This window comes from Streptomyces sp. NPDC046900, from assembly GCF_040644975.1.
In the GTDB taxonomy this organism is placed as follows: Bacteria; Actinomycetota; Actinomycetes; order Streptomycetales; family Streptomycetaceae; genus Streptomyces.
In genome coordinates this window covers 56543-76841 of the sequence record NZ_JBEYXD010000007.1, presented here as the reverse complement: position 1 = coordinate 76841, position 20299 = coordinate 56543, and the positions used below count along the sequence as shown (strand labels likewise).

The 20299-nt window shown below is 70.0% G+C and carries 13 protein-coding genes and 1 tRNA gene; 9 read left to right on the top strand and 5 right to left on the bottom strand.

The window, feature by feature from the left end:
* Positions 1-20: 20 nt before the first annotated feature.
* Positions 21-1955 (bottom strand): hypothetical protein, encoded by a 1935-nt coding sequence (locus ABZ904_RS09920; protein WP_361822323.1) that lies wholly within the window; start codon positions 1953-1955, stop codon positions 21-23.
* A 234-nt stretch (positions 1956-2189) separates the two neighbouring features.
* On the opposite strand from ABZ904_RS09920, the gene ABZ904_RS09915 reads away from it, so the two are divergent.
* From ABZ904_RS09915 to ABZ904_RS09895, 5 genes are all read left to right on the top strand, one after another.
* Entirely contained in the window at positions 2190-2552 is a 363-nt protein-coding gene (locus ABZ904_RS09915; RefSeq protein WP_361822320.1) for a hypothetical protein, read from the top strand.
* A gap of 790 nt (positions 2553-3342) precedes the next feature.
* Positions 3343-7518, top strand: coding sequence for a hypothetical protein (locus tag ABZ904_RS09910; RefSeq protein WP_361822317.1), 4176 nt, complete (start codon positions 3343-3345; stop codon positions 7516-7518).
* Between the two features lie 158 nt (positions 7519-7676).
* Positions 7677-8327 carry a GNAT family protein gene (locus ABZ904_RS09905; RefSeq protein ID WP_361822314.1) on the top strand — a complete coding sequence of 217 codons (651 nt, stop codon included), beginning with the start codon at positions 7677-7679 and terminating at the stop codon, positions 8325-8327.
* Positions 8328-8564: 237 nt separating this feature from the next.
* Complete coding sequence (locus ABZ904_RS09900; RefSeq protein WP_361822312.1) at positions 8565-9107, top strand: HAD domain-containing protein; 543 nt, start codon at positions 8565-8567, stop codon at positions 9105-9107.
* 338 nt (positions 9108-9445) lie between these two features.
* Complete coding sequence (locus ABZ904_RS09895) at positions 9446-10861, top strand: hypothetical protein (RefSeq protein ID WP_361822309.1); 1416 nt, start codon at positions 9446-9448, stop codon at positions 10859-10861.
* A 90-nt stretch (positions 10862-10951) separates the two neighbouring features.
* Here the strand turns inward: ABZ904_RS09895 and ABZ904_RS09890 are convergent, their stop codons facing one another.
* Entirely contained in the window at positions 10952-11647 is a 696-nt protein-coding gene (locus ABZ904_RS09890; RefSeq protein ID WP_360992448.1) for an alpha/beta hydrolase, read from the bottom strand.
* A gap of 606 nt (positions 11648-12253) precedes the next feature.
* Here ABZ904_RS09890 and ABZ904_RS09885 point away from each other — a divergent pair.
* Together ABZ904_RS09885 and ABZ904_RS09880 are read left to right on the top strand one after the other, a co-directional pair.
* Positions 12254-13150, top strand: coding sequence for an adhesin (locus ABZ904_RS09885; RefSeq protein WP_361822306.1), 897 nt, complete (start codon positions 12254-12256; stop codon positions 13148-13150).
* Positions 13151-13374: 224 nt separating this feature from the next.
* Positions 13375-14217 (top strand): hypothetical protein, encoded by an 843-nt coding sequence (locus tag ABZ904_RS09880; RefSeq protein WP_359391851.1) that lies wholly within the window; start codon positions 13375-13377, stop codon positions 14215-14217.
* 13 nt (positions 14218-14230) lie between these two features.
* Here ABZ904_RS09880 and ABZ904_RS09875 read toward each other — a convergent pair.
* Positions 14231-14306, bottom strand: a tRNA-Trp gene (locus ABZ904_RS09875).
* 88 nt (positions 14307-14394) lie between these two features.
* Here ABZ904_RS09875 and ABZ904_RS09870 point away from each other — a divergent pair.
* Together ABZ904_RS09870 and ABZ904_RS09865 are read left to right on the top strand one after the other, a co-directional pair.
* The gene (locus ABZ904_RS09870; RefSeq protein ID WP_361822303.1) at positions 14395-15810 is read left to right on the top strand and encodes a hypothetical protein; all 1416 of its coding nucleotides are present in this window, start codon (positions 14395-14397) and stop codon (positions 15808-15810) included.
* Positions 15811-17637, top strand: a complete 1827-nt coding sequence (locus tag ABZ904_RS09865; protein WP_361822300.1) for an ATP-binding protein — start codon at positions 15811-15813, stop codon at positions 17635-17637.
* Between the two features lie 99 nt (positions 17638-17736).
* Here the strand turns inward: ABZ904_RS09865 and ABZ904_RS09860 are convergent, their stop codons facing one another.
* Together ABZ904_RS09860 and ABZ904_RS09855 are read right to left on the bottom strand one after the other, a co-directional pair.
* The gene (locus ABZ904_RS09860) at positions 17737-18942 is read right to left on the bottom strand and encodes a ribonuclease inhibitor (protein ID WP_360992460.1); all 1206 of its coding nucleotides are present in this window, start codon (positions 18940-18942) and stop codon (positions 17737-17739) included.
* Positions 18936-20276, bottom strand: a complete 1341-nt coding sequence (locus tag ABZ904_RS09855) for an SDR family NAD(P)-dependent oxidoreductase (protein WP_361822297.1) — start codon at positions 20274-20276, stop codon at positions 18936-18938. Before ABZ904_RS09855 ends, ABZ904_RS09860 begins: the two co-directional genes overlap by 7 nt.
* Positions 20277-20299 lie beyond the last annotated feature (23 nt).

The following is a 20299-nucleotide window of genomic DNA, read 5'->3' as shown; positions in this document are numbered from 1 at the left end:
AGCAATGTGCCGACGAGCCGTCAGCTGTGGAAGTCGCCCGAACCGCCCGTGCTTCCGCCCACCGCGCGGACCAACCGTTCGGCCTCGTCGTCCAGTTTCCACGCGACGCTGTCCCTGCCGTCGTCCTCCACATGACTCGCCCGCAACTGCCCGGCCAGCAGCGTGAAATAACGTGCGGCATCGAGCAGGAGGACGCCGGTGTCGACCGGGCGTCCCGAGCGCAGCCGGAGCAGGCCGTCCTGGGCGTGGCCCATCATCCGCGTCAACTGCCACAGCACCTGCGCCCGGGTGTCGTCGGGCAGTCTGGTGGCCCGCCCCACGGCGGCCTGCACGGAACCGCAGGACCTCGACAGCCGGTCGAGCAGCGCGAAGTCCCGCCCCACCGGTGGGCCCGCCGCCGAACCGGCCGAGCGGTGACCGCTCTGCGGCGACCCCCACGAGGGTGGCGGAGATCCATCAGGGGAGAGCAAGCCAGGGTGGAAGGAGCGCAACGCGGTCGGCTGGGTGCACCCCAGTGCGGGACGGAAGCACGGGTGGATGTGGAACTCCGTCTCATGCGGCTGTACCGGAAGCTTGCCGCTGCTGACGTAGACCACGTCGCCGCCCCGCCGTACTCCGAGGAAGTTCACCGCGAACAGCGTGTCGATCACGGCGGACGGCGTGAGCGCCTCGGTGTACGCGGGGAAGGTGCTGTGGAGGGTCGGCGCGTACGCCGCGAACCGCTCCTCGATCGCGCTCCGGGTGGCCACATAGCCGGCGTTGTCGAAGAGCAGCGGCAAACGGCCGAGATACGGGTGGGCGACCAGGTATTCGTTCGCCAGGTCCTGCAGCTTCCACTGGGAGAACTGCCGGGTGGCCTCGTTGATGTCCGCCTCGGTGACCACCTGGTGGTCGTGTTCGACCGCCGTGTCACGGCACAGGTTGAGGTACTGGATGACATCGCGGGGACGCGGAAGGCAGGTGCCGAGGAGTCGTTCGACGGTGTCCCTGCCGTCCACCGTGTGCGGGAAGATTCCGCCCCACAGCTGATCCCGCGTCAGTTCGGGCCCGGCGGACGCGCGCGCCCGGGCGAGGGCGAGCCCGCTCAGGTCCTCGAGGGTCCAGTGGATACGCAGCTCGTCGCCGTGGAACTTGTCGCCCTCGCCGAAGGCGAGCATGTCGTAGATGTCCGAGCGCAGGAACAGCAGGCAGCGCATCCAGTCGCCGTACCGGGCCGCGATGTGCTTGGCGGCCAGCAGCAGTCCGATCACCATGGCGTGGCTGTCAGGATCGCTGGACCACACCTGCTCCAGTTGGTCCACGAGCAGGAGCAGACGGCCGTGGGAGTCCACGCAGCCGAGCGCGTCGAAGGCGTCCGCCACCCCCTGCTCGACCACCTCCAGCTGCCGAGTGGCCCGAGCGCCCTCCGTGGTCGAACCGGCCACGTCCAGACCGGCCTTGACACCGAAGACCTCCAGGGACAGCGACGTCTGCAGTCCGCGCGCCCCGGTGGCGAGCCGGTCGTAGAGCCGGTCCTGGAGCGACTCGCCGTTCGCGTGCAGGAACTTGCGCAGACGGCGAACGGCCCTGGGCTGCCGCCGGCCGTGCACTCGGGCGTGTTCCACCAGGTGCCGGGCCGCCTGCACGGCGAATACGTACCGCCAGATCAGGGACTTGGCCGTATCACCGGTCACGCCCTGCAACTCGAACCGGCGGATCTCGTCGCCCGCCGCGTCGTCCGGGGTGATCAGCACGGTGCCGCCCGGATGGCCACCGGCGGCCAGCTGCATGCAGAGCGCGCTCTTACCGGAGCCCTTCCGGCCGAGGATCAGCATCTTCCGCCCCGACAGCGCCGCGTCGTACGCCGTGGTGCGGACGAAGCCCGCGCGCAGCAGGCCACTGGCGATGTCACGTTCGGCGTCCTCGTGGCCGAAGTACAGGCGCTTGACTGGTGCCGACTCGGCCGGTTCGCCCATGGACTGCATCTCTCCCTTCGGCGCCGGACTACGGGAACTCCGCGCACTGATCAGGGTATTGGGCAGTCACCGTGACAGGCCAGGCGAAGAGGACCGAGCGGGAGGCCTTCCTTCTGAACGCCCCGGAGCATCCAGCCGGAAGCACATCACAGCCTGAGTTGAATATCCATCAGCTCGTCGTCCTGTGTCGCCGATGCTCGAGGCCGTGCTCCGGGGATTGAGTGTCAAGTTCGGATGGCGGGTGGGGGGCGGTCGAGCTCTAGATCTGGGGCCTTCCGGGGCGGCAAGGACACCTCCCACGCCCCGATCCCCAAGCTGAACTCCAAGGCCACCTTCTACCTGGAGGCGAACGGCAGCGGGCTCTCGCTCGACTCCGCCGCCAAGGGGCCGGTCACCCTGACGATCACCCCGCCTGGGGCCGTAGCGGTGCCCGCGAACTTCCCGAGCACCGTGAACCTCACCGACGGCTGGGCCTCGTTCGTCACAACCTTCACCCGGGCCGGGTACTACCGGATCAAGGCCGAGGGCCCGAACGGCAGCGTGGGCCGGCAGACCGTCGACGTCGGCGTCCACGCCAACACCCTGCCCACCCCGTAACATCGCGACATCCCGCCGGGTGGGGCCTTCCGCGGGCCGCACCCGGATCCACGCGCCAGCGCCAGCTCCGGCGATCGTAAAGGCCTCCGTCCTGCAGCCTCGGCTCGCCGACGGGGGCTCCGCCATATCGATGCAAGCTCCGATCAGTTGAACCCCAGCAAGGTGATGGCCCAGCATTCGCCGCGACGTACGGTGAACGTCATCGGCGGCTCGGACATCCCGTGGCCCAGTGGAGGCGCAGGCCGCGCCATGCCCCGACGTCGCAGAACGAGACCCCGGCGACGGCGACGTGGAGGCGATGTCGTCGGGGTCAGGACCCGCAGCAGGGGCCGGCCAGGATCGGATACGTCGACGTGGGCCCATCTGCTCGTGCGCCCCGCAGCCGGTACCCGGGGAGCTCGCCACCGCTACTGCGCCCGTGCGGCAAGCGTGAACGCCACCGCGGAGGGCCGTCGTCGGGAGTTGGTGCGGCGCGGTGAGTCCTGCGGCCGGATCCGCGTCGCGAGCCGTCCCTGCCGCCGTCTGCCGACCCCGGGCGCTCACCGCGGCAGGCGGCAGGCATGTGTTGGAGTCACTCTGATTCCGCCGTCAATACCCGGCATGTTAAATACCGCGCAATTTCGTCGATTCGGTGGCGACTTCTCGCCAGTTGACGGAAGTCCGCCACCCTCGTCATCTTGTGCCGGCTTTTCCACGTTGAAAGATTCCCCACCAGCGTGGGCGCTGTTCGGGGGCTGGCGCCTTCTCTGTGCTTCCTCCGAGTTCGTGCGTAAGAAGAAGTGGAGTGCCCATGAAACGGCGGAGACGAGCGATCGCTCGCGGCGTCGTCACCATAGCCAGCGCGGCCGTATTGCTCGGCACACCAGTGCAGTACGCGACGGCCACCGGAGCGACGGCGGCCGATTCCGGTGCGAAAGGTACGTCTGCGGGGGTCGCTTCGCCCTCCACACCCGGATCCTCAGCGCTCGGTCCGTGGCGCTCGTTCCTGAAGCCCACACCCGCGCAGTCGGCGAAGAACAGCCCTCACCAGGTGCTTGTGGTCCTCGGCTCGGCCACCCAGGTGACGGGCAAGTCGCTGGGCAAGCAGCGCAATCTGCAGGTCCGTACCCCGCTGACCTCAGACACCACGGTCAACACCGCGCTCCACCGTGCCCACGCGGTCTCCATGCGCCCCCTGGTGCCGGGTCTCCCGACCGCCCAGGCCCAGCAGTTGCGCTCGGCCGCCAAGGCCAAGCTGGGCACCGGGGCGATCGACCTGTCCAAGGTCCAGGTCGTCCAGCTCGCCGGTGGTGACACTGCGGCGGCTGCCCGGGCGCTGGCCGCCACACCCGGTGTCGTCTACGCCGAGCCCGATCAGACCGTCTCCCCGATGAACACCGGCTCCGTGCCGCTGCCCTCCTCGCTGAAGGCCACGGCGGGGAAGGCCGGCTCGTCGGCGAAGGGGCAGGGCAGCCGTGCGACCGGCTCCGACGGTGTGCCCGGCAACGCGGCTCTCGGCACGTCGATGCAGAGCTTCCTCAACGCCGGTGGCGTCAATGCGACAGGCGCCTACAGCGTGCTCAAGCAGAAGTTCGACCAGTTGCCCGGCACCGGCGAGACCATCACCAACGTCTCGGTCGGCGACCTCACCGACGCGTCGACGCCGAACCTGGGCACAGCGGGGCCGACAACCGTCGTCCAGAACGGGCAGCGGTACCTGGACATCCCCACGATGCCGTTGATCCCCACCTATACCGCGGACGCGACCGGCGCACTCGACGCGACCGGCTCGACCCAGGGGCAGGACTCCGCACTGGGTGAGGTGCTGCTCGACTTCTCCGTGATGGCGCCGCTTCCGCACGAACTGCAGCGCCCGGGCATGGAGGGCAGCGGGTACTCCGACCTGCTGGGCATCGCCCCGGGGGCGAAGTACCGGCTCGTCGTCCCGCAGCAGCCGACGTTCAGCCAGATCGCGGTGGCGCTGCTGGCCGCCGCACGGCAGCAGCCGCGCCCCGACGTGATCACCGCCAGCCTGGGCTACGGCACGGACGCCATGGGGTTCCCCGGCCGCTACCTTGAGGACGACCCGGTCCAGCAGAGCGTGATCGCGTCGATCGTGAAGCAGTACGGCATCACCGTGGTGGTCTCGTCGAACGACGGGACCAGGCTCTACACCAACGCGGCCGTCGGCCCCGACGGCGGCAGCACCGCCACCGACGTGACGCGCAAGGCCGCCGAGACCACCCGGATCGACGACGACCAGGTCTCGACCACGCCCAGCAAGGTGCTGGACTCCGGCGCGATCGCCGCCGGCGGTACCACGACCGACGACACGCTGTCCGTTCCGCCGCAGAACGGCGGAGCCGCGTCGGCCAACGGGACCTGGGCGACCACCAGGCTCAACGGTTCCGGAATCTTCTCCTCGGGATTCGGCACGCGCGTGGACGTCTCGGCGCCCAGCGACGGCATCCCCGCCTTCGAGCACCAGGGCCAGAGCGCCCAGTCCGTGGCGGAGGTCCTCAGCGGAGGAACCTCGGCGTCCGCGCCCGAAATCGCGGCCGCTGCCGCTGTCGTGCTGCAGGCATCCCGGCTGACCGGGCAGCACCCGTCGCCCGATGACGTCCGTTCGCTGCTGGAGCGCACCGGCCGGGCCGTGGCCACCCCGCCGCAGATAGACCAGCCGCTGCACGTAGGCCCGCAGCTCGACGTCACAGCCGCTGTGCAGGCGGTCCTGGCCAAGGCACAGGGCAGCCACGCCGGCACGGGCACGCCCCGGATAGTCCGGGTCTCGGTGGCGCATCGCCAGACCACGGGCGGGCTCGGTGGCACGTTCCTAGAGGCCACCGACCCCGGACGCATCGACCTGGCCGGACCGGGCACGGGCGCCGGCGCCACCGGCGAGGGCCTGGTCGGGCCGGTGACGATCGGCGCCGACGTGACCGGCCTGCCCGACCAGGAGGGCGTCGGCTACGCACTCCGTATCGGGAGTCACGAGTTCACCTCGGATGTGCCGGCCATCCGGCTGACACCCAGCCAGATGCTGACCGCGGCCGGACTGCCGGTCGTCTCTACGACGGACCGTCAGGTCTCGCTGACCTTCGAGGTACGCCGCGGCCACCAGGTGCTGGCCTCGGCCGGCCACGAGCTGACCTTCGGTCCCACCGACGGGGGCTATGCCGAGGCCCTGGCGCCTGTGGTCCAGCCCGTGGTCAAGGCGGAGCACTCCGTGCAGGTGAGCTACGACCTCACCGGAGTGCGTAACGTCAACTCGCCCCAGTTGGTCGTGTCGGGAGTCGGCCACTGGAACCCCGCGGCGGCGCCCATCTTCTCCGCCTCCTACACCGCTCCGCTCACGGGACTTCGCGGCACGGTCACCGTCCCGGCCGGCGCTTTCTCCGCCGGCGGCGGCATCTACGGGATCGGTATCGTCCAGAATCCCACTGGCGGCGCCAGGGGTGCCGCGGCGTACGGCGAGTTCGCCTCCCTCCGGGTCGACGGCGGTGCCCCCTCGCAACGCCCGGCGGCGCCGTCTCTGGCGGCGAAGGCATCCGGACAGTTCGGGCACCTGCTGGAGATCGGCCGGTCCTCACCGCGGTTCTCGGTGCACTACGACGTATCGCGGGTCGAGGGTGCCACCGGCACGCTGCTGGAGTTCTCCGCGCCCGGACCGAACATGTACAACTCGTACAACCTGGTCAGCAACCAGAACGGCACCGTCCGCGACCACGACGGGGTGAACAGCCCGGCCATGCTCGACCGGTCGCTGAAGGGCACGCGAGGCACGGTGGAACTCGACGCCCTCGCCCTCAAGCTGCCCTCGTCGATCGCCTACGACCTGCGGGTGTTCGCCGTCGACCGGCACGGCAAGACCATCGGCCAGGCCTCGCCGACGTCGCTGCTGGCATACGACGACGGATTGGCTCCCGACGGCACCAACCTGACCAACTTCGCGATCGTCCCCGGCGGCACGTCCGTCGCGTCGGTCGAAAGCCCCACCGGTGAAGGTTCGGTGTACGACTACAACGCCGCCACCGGAACCTATGGGCGCAAGTTGACCAGCGACCCCGCGTACGGCTCCATCTACGAGGTGTTCGGCGTCGACTCCGCCCACCACACGCTCCTCCTGCACAAGCAGACCACCACCGGCGAGCAGTGGCTCGAGACCTACGACACGAGCACCGGCGACGCGGTCGGCAGCCCCGTCCGGGTCGACGACCAGTACGTCGTGACGGGCGGACGCGTGGACACCAAGCGAAACCGCGCAGCGGTGCTCGCCTACCGTTCGAGCGACCATGCGGGCTTCGCGCTCCCCGTGGACACGGCAACCGGTGCACTGGGCACGGCCCTTCAGCTCGATCCCACCCCGGACGGCCGCACCACCTACGGCCTGCTGGACGTGGACGAGTCGACCGGCGTCTTCTCCGCGCAGAAGACCGGGAGCACCATCAACTGCCTGGCCTCGATCGGGTCCGGCACGGTGGCCGCGGTCGACCTGGACAACGGAACGGTCACCCACAGCCAGGGGGGAACGCCTTGCGCCGGGAACCTCGCCTCCGACGAGAAGGGCAACCTCTACGAAACGTGGTACCACTCGTTCAGCGTCAACTTTGCCGGCACCGGGTACTTCGGGCAGTTGCCCAGCGGGGACCCGGTGAATCTCGGAATGCAGCAAGCGCCTGTCGCGCTCGCCGTCGACGGTGAGCACCAACTGGGGCTGTTCGCCTTCCGCTTTCCGGACCTGAAGCCGATGGGTGGTTTTCAGCAGTACGGCTTCACCGACAACAACGCGACCGGCCGCATCGTCGTCGTAGACCTGAAGACAGGTCAGACGGTGGGCACCGTGACCGGCGTGGAGTACCCGCAGTTCGGCTCCTACAACGGCCGGCTCGACAGCCATCACGAACGCGCCGTCCAGCTCGACCCGGGAACCCGGACCGGCTGGACGTACGCAGGCGACGGCAGCCAGATCCAGCAGTTCTCCTACTGATCCGACCGCTGCTCGACACCCCGGGTCCGCGGGCGCCACGGCGCCCGCGGACCTGCGGCATGTGCGGCACCTGCCCAGGCCCGCGTTCCGCGTGACGGCGGCCCATCCGTTTCCCGGACGGCTGTCATCCGGTGAGTGTGAGGTTGAGCAGGCGGGCGATGCCGAGCATGGCGTGGTGGACGCTGTCGCCTTTGTGCTCGGCGGCGGTCGGGAAATCCCTTGATCGGCACCTGCGTGTGCGGTACTCATACCAGGTGATACGCGGTAAAGAGATCGGGCTGCGGGCCCGGTACGAGGCGGACGTGGCAGTCCTTCACAAGGAGCTCTACGACGACGTGGCGGTCCGGTCAGGTACCGATCCTCGTCCTTGGCGGCCCATAGCCGCCGGAACCGACTCACCTTTTTCGGTCACTGAGCTGTCGGAGGAGGCGGCCTCGTTCTCGGTGGTGGAGCTCCAAACGCAGGCCCTGGCCGGTGCGGCAGCGTTGTGGGGCATCGACACGCACAACAGGGCGGCGCACCTCGGGCTCTCCTTGCTCCCCTCCTTCCGGGGGCGTGGGCTAGGCTCGGACCTCGTCCGCACACTGTGCGAGTACGGCTTCGTGGTACGCGGTATGCAGCGACTGCAGGTGGAGACGCTGGCCGACAACGCAGCGATGATCGCGGCTGCGAGGAGTGCGGGGTTCGTCATCGAGGGCACGCTGCGGCACGCGGCCTGGGTGTGTGGCGCATTCAAGGATGAAGTCGTCCTTGGCCTCCTCGCCGACGAATGGACCTCCCAGGGGCGTGCGACGGCGGGCTCTCGGTAGACGAGTCAGTCGCACAGGGTCTTGAAAGCCGTCGTGGCGCTGGCCGGCGTGGGTTCAAAATCCACCCCTGCGCCACGCGAAACGGCGCCTGACGAGGAGAGACGGTCAGGGGGTACTGGTGCCGTGCTCGCCACCTTGGTTGCGGGTGGTTCCTCGAATGATCGGCGTGACTGGGCACGACGAGCACGGCAGAATGCCCGGGGCCGCCTCTGCGCCTCACAGGGCTATCGTGCCCGTATGACCGGCTCACCGGAGCGCACTCTCCTGTTTCTGGACGTAGACGGACCACTGATCCCGTTCGGGTCGTCGCCCAGTCGGCTTCAGGCCGCTGCTCCCGGCTCAGAGAAGCTCCCTGATCAGGAGAATCCCCTCTTGGGGCGGCTCGACCCCACGGTGGGGCCGCGCCTGATGGCGCTGGGGTGCGACCTGGTGTGGGCCTCGACATGGATGGACGACGCGAACGTGTTCGTAGCCCCGCGGATCGGACTACCGCGCCTGCCTGTGGTGGAGTGGCCGGAGCCATCCGACGACGACGGCCCACGCGGTCTGCACTGGAAGACCCGCCACCTGGTCGAATGGGCCGGCCACCGACCGTTCGTCTGGGTCGACGACGAGATCACCGCCATGGACCGCCTCTGGATCGCGGCACAGCACCCGGAACCATCGCTGCTTCACCGCGTGGATCCGAAGGACGGCCTCACCGACGATGACTTCTCCGCGCTTGCCGGTTGGCTCCGTACTGCCGTGTCAAACGGCGCCGTGGCAGCGGGGAGTCAGTAGGTGAGGGCGCACCTCAACGGTCCGTACTGGCACACCCCTTCCGCTGTACCCCCAGCCGTGATGCCCTCCGTGCGTCGCGCCGTGGGCATCGCCATCCTGACCCGTAACCCTATGTGGTGAACGATGGCAGTGCGTGAGCACGTGGTACAGCTCCGCCGACGGGACGGAAATCGGCGAACTTCCAGGCCCTTTGGCGAAATGACCCCAGATTTTCGTCGCCCGGTCAATCTCGCCCACTAGACCTGCCGCTGCCCAGTGTCGCTCGCGGGTCACGTTGCATGGTCACACCGCACCACCTTGACCGCCCGTGAGGGATTCCCTTCGATCAAGGAAATCTGATGCGAGTCGTCCAACTGATAACCGCGCCGGTCGTCGCCTTCATGGCCGTGGCGGGACTGGCCGCGCCGGCCACGGCAGACACACTGCCGAGCAAGAGCTCTCACTCGAGACACATCCAGGTGCGCCGGGATCACCCGGATGTGCGGGTGCCGGTCGTCGTGTCGAGATCAGGCGAGGCCGTCATCGACCTGAACGCCGAGGCGCCGGGCACCGACTGGGCCGTGGCGGGTGCCGAGTCGGCGGTGGTCTCCATTTCCGTCGGCCGACACTACGCCACCGACCTTGTCGTCTCCGGCGGGCAGCCCCTTCACCGGCAGCTGGCGCTCGGTCACCTCAAGGCGGGCGTGCACATCCTGCGCCTGCATTTCTCCGACGAGCGCTCCCCGGCGGCCGCCACCTCCGCTCTTGTGGATTCGTTGCGGGTCACGACCTACGCCCCTGACAGCCCCGAGTATCTGGTGCTGCGCTACGCACCGGTCGTCTACGGGCGCGGCGTCACCGACCTCGGCAGCCCGTACCAGAACGCGACGACCGACACGCCGCTCATCGCATGGCATGAGGTCGCCCCGGCGGCCACACCCGGTCACCAGATCCTCACCTACTCGGTCGTCTGGAGCAACGAGGACGGCGGGACGAACACCCCGGCGCTGATGGCTCGTTGGGGTCGCACGACCGACATCGAGTGGATCTACTCCGTCGAGGTCGACGAGTACGGCAACCAGGTTGCGGGCAGAGACACGTACCAGGCCTCCAACCACGAGACGCTGCACTTCAGCGGCAGGTACGAGGGCGATCACGCCCTGCTGGAGACCTGCACGTCGAACAACAACATGTGCGACGTCGTCGACGACCCGATGCGCTTCTTCCTCTCGACTCTCCAGACGCTGCCGGCCGGCCAGTTTCGTGAGTACCTGATGGACGTCAACCCGTGGACCTACGAGATCATGGCCAAGGAGATGCTCCGTGAGCACAAGGTCGAGGCTCCGTCGGCGTCCACGCAGTTCACGCCGGACATGAGCGACCAGCGCAACTACCTGTATGCGGTGGTCAAGAAGAGCACTGAGCCGGCCAACACGGGTGAGTCCTGGGTCGGAGTCTCGCTCGGTGTGCGCCTCGTTTCGGGCCAGACCGTCTACCTGTCCCACCACGTCGATCCGACCTGGTCGATCAGCCGCGACCTCCCCGCGGCCACGACGGTCGAGCTGCCGGCCGGCACCAAGGCCGAGGACATCGCCGAGGTGAGCGTCCATCGAGTGGTCGTCGGCACCGACACGGGCGCCACGGTGCATGTCACCGGCATCAACCGGGGCTTCTTCCTCGGCCAGGACTACCGTCCCCAGCAGTCGTTCCTGACCTGGAGCGGCGATGTGACCCTCGACGCGAACAACACCTCTGCTGTGATCTGGCGCCGCTGACGCATTCGTCAGGCGGGTGCCGACCAGGTCGGTCGGCACCCGTGCCGCCCCGCAACGGTTGTGGCCGTGCGCTCAGGGTCGGCAGGACGGTCAGGCGTTCTTCTCCGCCACCAGGAATGCCACAACCGCCTCTGCGAATGCCTCCGGCGCTGCACGGTGGATCAGGTGCCCGACCGGGATGGTGACCATCTGCCCGTCGGGGATGCGGTCGGCCATCTCGGCGACGCCGTCCTGAGACACATGGCTGCCTGGACCGCCGGCCACCACGAGGGTCCCGGCGGTGATCTTGCTGAGCTGCTCCAGCCATCTGGGGTCAGGCACGTCGATCTGCCGCCTGACGGTCAGCACCATATTCCAGTCGAAGCCCAGATCGCCGTCCGGCCTGGTCGGGGTACTCGGTTTCCGGGGACGTGGAATCGAAACGTCCTCCAGGACGAGCCGGCTCACTCGCTGCGGATGGTCCGCCGCGAGCAGGTAGGCCACAATCCCGCCCATGGAATGCCCGATCACATCCACTCGGGCCAAGCCCAGGGCGTTCAGGAACCGGAGCACATCGGCTCGCATGAGTTCGAGCGAGTATTCCCCCGGCCAGGTGCTTCGGCCATGCCCTCGAAGGTCGGGAGCATACACGCGTCGGTAACGTGCGAGGACGGGCAATACCGGTTCCCAGTCGGTCGCGTCCTCGCCCAGCGCGTGCAACAGGACCAGTGGCGGCGCATCCGGCGGACCCGACACCTGATAGGCCAGCCGGATTCCTCCCACATCGACCGAGTGCTGATCAACCATGTAGGGAGGGTATGCACAAAAACCTTGCCGCAGGATCGGCGTTCACCGGCGGCGAACCACCATCCCGGGCCGGCGGCCCGAGCCCGCAACCCCACGACTTGGCCCCGAACTTCAATGGCTGACCGCCCCGATGGCTGCTGACGGTCGGTCTTGTCGGCTACGCCGCGAGGGGCAAATGGCCTGCGGGCAAGGCGAGCCATCTGTAGGGCCGCAAGCGACGGCCGTAACTCGGCCCGCGAGGAAGCACCGGTGCTCTCAGGGCTCGGAATCTGGCCCAACTCGTTGTGCCCATGCGGACGGTGGCCCGCCGGCGCGGAGTGGGACGAGCGTCTTGACGAGGTGTTGGCGGGCGGCCCGTCACTGGGCGTGCCGAAGGGTGCTCACTTCGCCGTATTCCCGTCGGAACCACTCGCCTGATTCGCCTTTGTCTTCCTCGTCATGGCAGACCACTACCTCTGCGTGGTGACCTCGTGCATAGTGGTCCCCCTCGAAAAACCTTGATCGCCTGGTTAGTACAGACCAGAGGGACCTTCGATGGCATGTGAGCGGTGCGGCGGGAATGGAAGGACGCTCCCAGGAACTCCATGCTCCTGCGGGTTCGGCCGAATGAGGAAGCAGAGCCGGGATCCGTGGATCGTCCGCGAGACGCCCTACGGCCGCTGGAAGGCGCTGTCGCGTCCGCACAAAGCAGGCGTCGCGCTGGGCGCCCTGGTCTTGTTGTCCGGGCTGGTCGGCGCCGGGATCCCGCTTGTTGCATCGTCCCTCACCTCCGATGCGGGGACGACGCGGAGCGGGGGAGTAGGCGCGGCGGCACATCACGTGTCGAACCCGAGGCTGATCCTGCCCACGGACGCCCCGGCGCTGCCGGAACCGACTCTCTCCGGATCCTCGGCGTCCTCCACCTCCACCCCCACCCACACTCATTCCGCCGAGCCGAGCGGTACCCAGAACTCCGGCGCCCACCCCAAGCCGGAACCCGCCCACTACTCGGCCTGGGTCGGACACGGCTGCGCCTCCGGGGCATACGGCGGCTACGCCGAGTACGGCCGCTACTCCGACGGCATCGAAGGCTGGTACACCGTTGACCACGGCGGCTACGACGGTGGTTCATGCGACGGCTCCTACGCCGCCGTGCCCATGTCGGGCAGTCGGACGCAGGACCACGACAACGGGGCGCTGTGGTGGTGGTCGGTGGACCGTGCGTACGACACGTGCGCGATCGGCGTCTTCGTACCCACCGGCGACAGCCGAGATGTGGGCGGCGACCCGACGACGTACCGTGTGCTTTCCGACCCGCGAGACGAGAACAGTGCGTACGCCACCTTCCAGGTCGATCAGCGGGCGAACCGGGGCACGCTTGTCAACGCGGGCACGTACCGTCTGAAGGACGGCCGTATCGCGGTGCGGATGCTCGACCGCGGTCAGGACTGGGACGACAACGGCCCTACGTACGCCCATCATGCGGCGGCCCAGATGAAGATCACGTGCCAGGCTGGGCCCTGAGAGCCGGGTCAGACGTGCGGGCTGCCACGGATCCAACGGTGCGAGAAGCCGAGTGGGGCCATCGGTGACGGGGACTGGCCCCTGGACGGATGGCCTCGCGGAGCAAGCGGCGCAGGTCTCTGCAGACCTTCGGGCCGGGACCGGGCCAGGGGCGTGCGGCAACGGTCGTACACAAGGTCGATTCCTCGGTGCGGGGCTGCCTCGGCCTGCGGCATCATGCCCTCATGTCTGACAACAGCGCCGCGGAACGGGCGGCCGGGTTTCTGCTCGGCCTCACCGACGAGGAGACCGCCGCCCGGGTCCGGGCGCGCACCGGACTGCCCGGACCAGAGGACATCTCGGCTGCCCGGCTGCGGCTGGAACGTGCCTGGACCTGGGCGCGGGAGGGGCTGCCGGCCTCCGTGGCGCTGTGGATCCTGGAGGAGGACGACCCGAAGCTCAACGCGGTGGTGTGGCGGCACATCATCACCGACACCGGTCTGCGCCGGGCCGTCGCCCGCGGAGTGCCGTTCGGCCCCGGTCGCGCGCAGTCCGTCCCCGTGAACCGCGTGATGCAATCCGAGGAACCCAAAGTCCCGGAGAGCTACCAGCGCCTCGGCCTCGTCGGCGCGCTGCGCGAGGCCGACTCCATGCGCAGGGGACGCGAGGCCGCGTCCATGGTCCTGACCCGCGCGGACTGGCGGACGGTCACCGAGGCGGACACCCGGCACCCGCTGCCCGGTTACGCGCGCTGGGCGCTGTCCGTACGCCCGGACTGCCCGCCCGCGCTGCGCGCGCAGTTCGGCTCGCACCCCAGGTTCACCCATCGGGTGCGGCAGGCGGGTGTCCTCGACGGACCCGCGGAGTACGCGACTGCCCACGGCCCAGCGGTCCGCGTCCTGGACGTGCTGTCCCTCGGTCCCTTGCTCTTCCCGGCGCGGATCCAAGCCGCCGGGGACGCTCTGCGCCCGTTCCTCCGGGACCACTTGGGTGACCGCGAGGAGGCGTGGGCGGTTCTGGCACGGCTGATGGGCACCTTCTACGGCACCGCCCCCGAGCTGATCGCGACCGCGGGCGCCATCGCCTGACCGGTGGGTGAGGGGCGGGGCGGCTGGATTCGAACCAGCGTGGTCCGGTTTTGGAGACCGGTGCGACTGCCTCTGCGCTACGACCCCGCCTTGCCGCCGAGCGTAATGCCTTGGCTCGCTGTCAGTGGCGGCTGGTACCAATGGAACCCGGGGGACCTGCACCACGGGGGAGAGCACATGGCGTACGGGGACGAGGGGCGGCTGCGCGCTCCGGTGGTGGGACTGGCCGACCGCAGGGCGCTGGAGCGGTACCGTCCGGCGGATTCCGATGTCGTCGACGAGGCGCGGCGGCTGAAGGAGGCCGCGCTGCTGGACTTCGGGCTGAAGGAGTCCGCGGTGGCGTCGTGGCTGTACGCCAAGTGCCGTCATCAGATCCCGACGACGGCAGTGGACACGGCCGCCGTGGTGGCCTCGGGGGACGGCACCTGCCTGCTGCTGTTCAACCCGGACTTCTTCGTCGGACTCGGCCTGGACGGCGTGAAGTTCGTGTTGTTCCACGAGGCGCGCCACCTCGTGCACCGGCATCTGTTCGCCGAGCCCGAGCTGCGTGCCGACCCGGTTTTCGAGCCGGCCGCCGAGGTGTCCATCAACCACGTGGCGCTGGTCCGGCTGGGCCGCGAGGAACTGCCCCTGCTCGACGGGCGGCCCACGGGTGTCGACCCGCGGCAGGTGTACGACGCCTATGTCTCGGATCTGACGGCCCACGGGCTGGAGCCGGTGGCGTACGAGGCGTTCACCGAGACGGACATGCGGGTGTACGGCGAGCTGAAGCGGATGCATCACCCGCCGGTGCCGGAGCGCCGGCTGTGCGTGCATCTGGGCGTGTCGGACGATGCCGCCGTACCGCTGGACCAGGAGACCGTCGATCAGGTGACCTCCTCGGCCCTGCTCAACTCCCTGCTGGCGGCACGGCGCGGGCACGCCGGCGCGGAGCGGGAGCTGCTGGATCTGATGGGCCGTACGGAAGAGGGCTCCGCGCGGGCCGCGCGCATCTGGGGGAACCTGGGTGCGGGCATGCTGCGCGGCGAGACCGCGCGCACGCGGACGGTCGACTGGTGGCAGCGCTGGCTGGTCGACGTGCTCGGCTCGAAACTGCGCGACGGCGAGCGGCTGGTGTACCCGAAGAAGCGGGGCGCCCTGCTCATGGCCCTCGGCCAGGACCCGCTGCTCGCGCGCCGCGGCCCCGTGCGGGAGAAGGTCCTCGTCATCGCCTACGACACCTCCGCATCGATGCCCGACCACGTCATCCGGTGGCTGACCGAGCTGGTCGGCCGGATCGACGGCGTCGAGGCGCACTGGCTGTCCTTCGACGCCGTGGTGATGCCGTTCCGGCCGGGGGAGCGGGTCTACGGCGGGGGCGGCACCAGCTTCCAGGTGGTCGCGGACTACGTCGAGGGCCGCACCGAGGTGAACGGCCGCCGGTTCGACGTCACCCCGGACGCGGTCGTCGTGCTCACCGACGGATACGCGGCGCCGATCACCCCTGCCGAGCCGGAGAAGTGGATCTGGCTGATCACGCAGGGCGGCGACGAGTGGCCTGAGACGCACGCACCGGCGATGGACTGCCATCGCGTCACGACAGGATCGCGGTAAATGAGCACTGAGACACCGGAGTTGACGGCACCCCCCGACCGGCGCCGGCCCGATGACCCCTCGCGCCTGGAGGAGTTCATCGACGCGATGATCGACCTGGGCCAGACGGGACAGATCTTCGGCGAGCACGGCATCGGCAAGACGGCGACGTTCTTCTCGCACATCGCTCGCGCCCACCCCGACGCCACGCTGGTGTACGTCCCGGCCGCGAACCTGACGCCCGACGACCTGCTGGTCAACGCGCCGGTGCGAGATCCGCACACGGGCGAACTGGTTCTGCGCCAGCTGGTGATGAGCCAGCTCAAGCCGGGCCGGCCCTTCGTGCTCCTCATCGACGACTCGCTACAGGCGGGCGACACGATCCAGTCGCAGCTGATGCAGATCGCCTGCAACTGGACGCTCGGCGAGCATGATCTGCGGGCGCTGGGCTGCATCGGCGTCTTCCTCACGGACAACGAGTCATTGGCCGAGACATCGGCCCGGCGCAGCGATCTGGCGCTACTGGACCGCATGGTGACGATGCGGATCACCGCCAACGACACCTCTTGGCGGCGCCATCTGGCGGCCAAGTACCGCCCGTGGGACCTGACGGAGGTGTTCGCGCTGTGGGCGTCGCTGCCGCCGGCGCTGCGCGAACTCCTTTCGCCGCGCACACTCGACCACGTCCTCGCCAACGCACGCGAGGGCTTCCCGCTGCGGTGGGGACTGCCCCTGGTGGACGGCGAGCGGCTCCGGTTGGCCGAGCCGGGCCCGGACGGCCGGCCCGGCCAGAACCGCACGGCCGAGATCCTGGACCGCATCGCACGAGCCGTCGGTGTGCCCGACCCGGCGCGGATTCCGGACCCGCTGCGGCAGGTGCTGCGGGCGGCGCTGCGCAACCGCTGGACGGTGCTGCTGCAAGGCCCGCCCGGCTGCGGAAAGACGGAGCTGGTACGGGAGACGGTCCGCGAGGGCCTGGGCCGGGACGCGCTGTACTTCTCGCTACCGGTGACGAACGTGGAGGACCTGTGCGCTCCGGTGCCCTCGCCGGACGGCACGCTGGACAACCTGCTCGCCGCGAAGTTCACCGGGCCCGAGCCTAAGGCGATCGTGTGGGACGAGTACAACCGGCCCAAGGACAAGGCGGCGTTCGCCAAGCTGATGGAGATCACCCAGGAGTGGTCGTTGGCCGGACGGCCGATCGAGAACCTGCGGGCGCAGATAGCAGTGCAGAACCCGCCGTACCATCTGGGCCGCAAGCTGCTGGTGTCGCGGAACAACATCGCGCAGGCGACCCGGTTCACGGCCTCGCTGGAGGTGGAGCCGGAGGACATCCCGGCCAACGAGTGGCTGATCGCCCGGTACGGCGCGGACGCCGAGACGGTGCTGGAGTGGTGGAAGCACGACATCGACGGGGAGGGCCGCGCCTGGATCACCAAGCGGACCCTGGAGCGGCTGATCAAGCTGCACCGGCGCGGGCTGCCGCTGGAGATGGCGACCGTCTACCTCGGCGACGGGGAGTACGCACCGGTGCCGCTCACCGCGCTGATCGACCGCCTGCGCGGCTGCCCCGTGACCGGTCTGCGGGAACTGGCCCGCGACGTGGACGCGTGGGAGGCGCGGCTACAGCGGGCGGCCGAGCAGTCCGCGGAGGGCGGTGGCGACAGTGATGTCGTCCACCAGATCCTTGCCAACGCGGAGCTGTCCCAGCTGAAGAAGCACCGCGCCGCGGTGACCCGGCTGGTGGCGCTGCTGCCGGCGAAGCTGCGGGCCACCTATCTGGTGGGGGTGTCGGAGAAGCAGCAGCGGTTCTGGACGGAGGTGTTCATGGGGATGCGGAAGCGCTGAGCAGCCGGACGTCACGGCGCCGGTCCCGTCCGGCGCGCCGAGCCGCTATGCGTCGACCCGCTGTGCGTCGTGTGCGTCGACGCGCTGTGCGTCGACCCGCTACGCGCCGGGGTCCGCGTCCTGCCGCGGCGCCGTCCGGTGGACGCTGCGGACGGCGGCCACGTCGGGCGGGACGGCGGGTGCCGGGACGTGGGCGCTGAGGGCGGCGAGACGGCGTTTGATGCTGCCGGCGATGCCGGGGCCGAGTACGAAGCGCGTGGCCGTGGCGGCGCGGGGCGCGGCGTCGAGGAGGCGGTGGGCCTCGCGGCTGCGCACCCCGGTGTGGCTGAGGACCAGGTGGGCGAGGCGGTGCTCGGCGGTGGCGAGGGCTTCGCCGATCGCTTCGGCGGCCGCCAGGTCGACGTGGTTGTCGGCCGCGCCGAGCACGGCAGCCGCGCGGACCCGGCCGAGGTCCAGCAGGGCGACCCCGGCCGCGGTGGCCGCCGTGACCAGCCGGGCGGCGGCCTGCGGTCCGATGCCGTTGCTCGCGACCGACAGGCGCGTCAGCCGCCCGTACGGCGCCCGCTCCAGCGCGGCGGCGAGCCGGAGGGCGCCCGCGTCGCCCAATCGGGCGGCGGACACGTACAGTTCGTTCACCGCGCCCTCGGCGATCACTGCGGCGAGTACCTGCGCCCCGGCCTCTTCCAGCGGGTTGCCGCCGACGAAGAGCCGCTCGATGCGGCGGCCGTTGCCGGCGGCGACCAGGAGAGCGTCCCCGAGGGCGGCGGCACCGGCTGGGTCGAGACCGGTCTGGACGAGGTCGAGGGTGCGCAATGACCGTGCGGAGTCGATGAGTGCGGCCGCCGCGTTGCCTCCGGCGCTGCCGAGCGGGTTCCGTTTGAGCCACATGCCGGTGACGACGTGCGGCGAGGCGCGCAGCTGGTCGGCGATGCGGCAGGCGCCGCCCGCGGTGATGCCGTTGCAGCCGAGGTAGAGCGTATCGACCGGCGCAGCGCTCCCGGCCACCGCGACGGCGCCCTCGTCGCCGAGGGCGTCCGTGCCGAGCAGCAGGTGCCGTACCGGGGAAGGGCCCCGACCGAGAGCCTCGGCGACCAGTGCGGCGCCCTGCGCGCCCAGCGCCTGCTTGCACAGGTCGAGCCGACCGTCGGGCAGTGCCGTACCGGCCGTGAAGTCCAGGCGCTCCCCTGCCGGGCGGCCCGCCCGAAGCCAGTCCAGCAGCGGGGCGAGGTCGGCCACCGGACGCGGCACGACGGACCGCACGCCCGCGAAACCGACCTCCGGCTCGGTCGGGTCCACCGTCACCACGCCGCCTCCTGGTAGTCCTTGAGGAACACGCCGGAGACCGGGTCGCCGGCCTCGCCACGCACGATCGGGTCGTAGATGCGGGCCGCGCCGTCGACGATGTCCAGCGGAGTGCGGAACCCGGCGCCCGTCATCCGGGCCTTCTTGGGGGCGGGGTTCTCGTCGGTGATCCAGCCGGTGTCGACCGCGCACATATGGACGCCTTGCTCCGCGAGTTCGGCGGCGCTGGTGCGCGTGAGCATGTTGAGCGCGGCCTTGGCCATGTTGGTGTGCGGATGGCCGGAAGTCTTGTTGCGGACGGCGAACCTGCCCTCCACAGCGGTGACGTTGACCACGTAGCGACGCGCGTGCGGGGAGGCGAGCAGCAGCGGCAGCAGCCGGTCGCACAACAGCGCCGGAGCGAGGGCATTGACGAGCTGGGTCTCCAGCACCTCGGCGGGGTCGAGGGCGCCGAGCCGGGCCGACCAGGAGTTCTCGGGGGACGGATCGGGCAGCAGCCCGGCCTCATCAGCCTCGCGCAGCACGGCAGGCAGGGACACTGCCGAGCCGGGCAGCAGCCGCATCGGGGTGAAACCGGGCGCCCGGCGGGCGCCCTCGGGCAGGGCGTCGTACTCGCCGGCGGCCAGCAGCGCGTACGACTGGGGCGGCCGACGCAGGGTCTGTGCCGCATTGTTGACGAGGATGTCCAACGGCCGCCCCTCCTGCCGCAGTTCCTCGCCCAGGCCCAGTACCTGGCGCGGGTCGCGCAGGTCGACGGCGAGGACGGTGAGCTTGTCCAGCCACGCCTCGCTGCCGGGCGCGGCGCGGAACCGGCGAGCGGTGTCGTGCGGGAAGCGGGAGGTGACCAGCACTTCGGCACCGTCCCGCAGCATCATCAGCGCCAGCTGGAAACCTATCTTCACCCGGCCGCCCGTCAGCAGGGCGCGGCGACCGGAGAGGTCGGTGCTCAGGGCGCGGCGGCGCCGGTTGTCGGCGGCACAGTCAGGACACAGCCGGTGGTAGAACGTGTCGACCTGTCGGTAGGACGACTTGCAGACATAGCAGTGGCGTGGCTTGCGGAAGACTCCTCCACTGCCGGGCACGGCCAGCGGGGCGTCGTCGCGCCGGTCTGCGGCACCGGTCGCGGTGGCGGCCATCGCGGCGGCATCCGCCGCGGACACCTCGGTGCCCCGGGCCTTGCGCCGACGGAGACGCCCGTCGCGCGCGAAGGAGGCCGCGACCTGCTCGGCCCGCAGCCGTACCGGGTCGTCGACGGGCAGCGCCCGCAGCTTGCCCACCACCTGGTGGAAGACCGCGAGTTCGGCCTCGCTGATCGTCCCGCCGGTCGCCTCGCCCATCCGTTCCCGCCCCGTGTCCGTGC